The 1,306-nt window shown below is 37.0% G+C and carries 4 protein-coding genes; 2 read left to right on the top strand and 2 right to left on the bottom strand.

The genetic code is table 11. The features are described from left to right. A partial coding sequence (ssb, locus tag GQO39_RS08505; protein ID WP_156851770.1) for a single-stranded DNA-binding protein occupies nt 1-199 on the bottom strand: 199 nt, incomplete at its 3' end. Nucleotides 200-387: 188 nt separating this feature from the next. On the opposite strand from ssb, the gene GQO39_RS08500 reads away from it, so the two are divergent. Then, on the top strand, nt 388-669 hold the full coding sequence (locus tag GQO39_RS08500; RefSeq protein WP_156851769.1) for a type II toxin-antitoxin system RelE/ParE family toxin: 282 nt from the start codon (nt 388-390) through the stop codon (nt 667-669). A gap of 16 nt (nt 670-685) precedes the next feature. Further along, nucleotides 686-979, top strand: a complete 294-nt coding sequence (locus tag GQO39_RS08495) for a HigA family addiction module antitoxin (protein WP_004856691.1) — start codon at nt 686-688, stop codon at nt 977-979. 49 nt (nt 980-1,028) lie between these two features. On the opposite strand, the gene GQO39_RS08490 is transcribed toward GQO39_RS08495, so the two are convergent. After that, on the bottom strand, nt 1,029-1,306 hold a 278-nt coding region (locus GQO39_RS08490), incomplete at its 5' end, for a hypothetical protein (RefSeq protein ID WP_156851768.1).

The raw sequence follows: 1,306 nt of genomic DNA, 5'->3' as shown, positions 1-1,306 counted from the left end.
GAAGAGCAATTTTTGCCAAATGAGGATTAAAAACCACAATGGAATGCCATTCAGTCTTCTCTACTTTTTGATGGGTATTTTTATCTGTGTAGCTCTCAGAAGTTGCCATACGAAAATTGACTATCTCTGCACCAGAAGTCATTGTTTTGCTTTCGGGATTAGCACCAAGGAGCCCGATTAACGTCACTTTATTTAGCATATTTGTAGCCCCATTAGATTTGCACTTTATACATACAAAATCTTAGCATGATTTGTATATTTTTTCAATTATTTCAAAATGATATTATTGTTTTTTAACATATAAAATTATGTCTTAAAGCGCTCTTTGATAAATAATCAATTGACATAAATGCATGGTGTATAGTATCAAGTATCAAGAGGGTATATATGGCAATCGTTAGTTTTAAGCATAAAGGGTTGAAATTATTCTTTGAAAGAGGAGTCTGCAAAGGCATACAGCCCGTGCATGCTAAAAAATTAGCAAACATTTTAGTAATTTTAGATACAATATCCGCGCCTGAACAAGTTACTCTTAAATCGTATCGTCTACATGCGCTTACGGGCGATTTAAAAGGTTATTGGTCAATGCGTGTCAATGGAAATTGGCGTGTTACTTTTCGCTTTATAGGAACAGACGTTGAGCTTGTTGATTATCAAGATTACCATTGAATTTTGAGGTGTTATTATGATGTACAATCCTCCACACCCTGGCGGCATTTTGAAAGAAGAATTGCTTGATGAGTTAGGGTTAACAGTAACAGAAGCTGCAAACCGTCTTGGCGTTGCACGTTTAACTTTATCTCGCGTCTTAAACTGTCATGCAGCGATTAGTATTAACTTAGCTTTACGGTTAGAAAAAGCGGGTTTAAATGATGCGGAATTCTGGCTTAAATTGCAACAAAAGCATGATTTGTGGCAAGCTCGGCATAACAGCCCAATCCCACATATTTCACCTTTAGAGCAAGTAGGGCATCTTTAGAAACACTTAGCCCATCTTTCTTCACACCTAGAGGTCGTGTTCTTTAAAATCAAACTGCTTCTGATAATTTTTTTATCTCTTTGTTGATCTCATCTATAAGAGGTTCGTAATTCAGAACGCTTTTTGGAACATTACCACCGTAAACCCACGCTTTCACTTGCGCTTTGGTACTGAAATCCGCATTCTTAGGTGTATCGTAATACTGACCACCATCAAACTTTTCACACTCTCTTGTGCCATCTTCATATTCGTAGAGATTGTAAAAATACTCAGCTGCTCCATCCCCCCAAGGGACATAACCAACAGCTGTTGCGATAAACTTTTTTT

It is taken from the genome of Bartonella refiksaydamii (assembly GCF_902652675.1).
GTDB classification, from domain to species: Bacteria; Pseudomonadota; Alphaproteobacteria; order Rhizobiales; family Rhizobiaceae; genus Bartonella; species Bartonella refiksaydamii.
The sequence above is the reverse complement of the archived record's forward strand: the minus strand, read 5'-3'. Positions and strand labels throughout refer to the sequence as shown.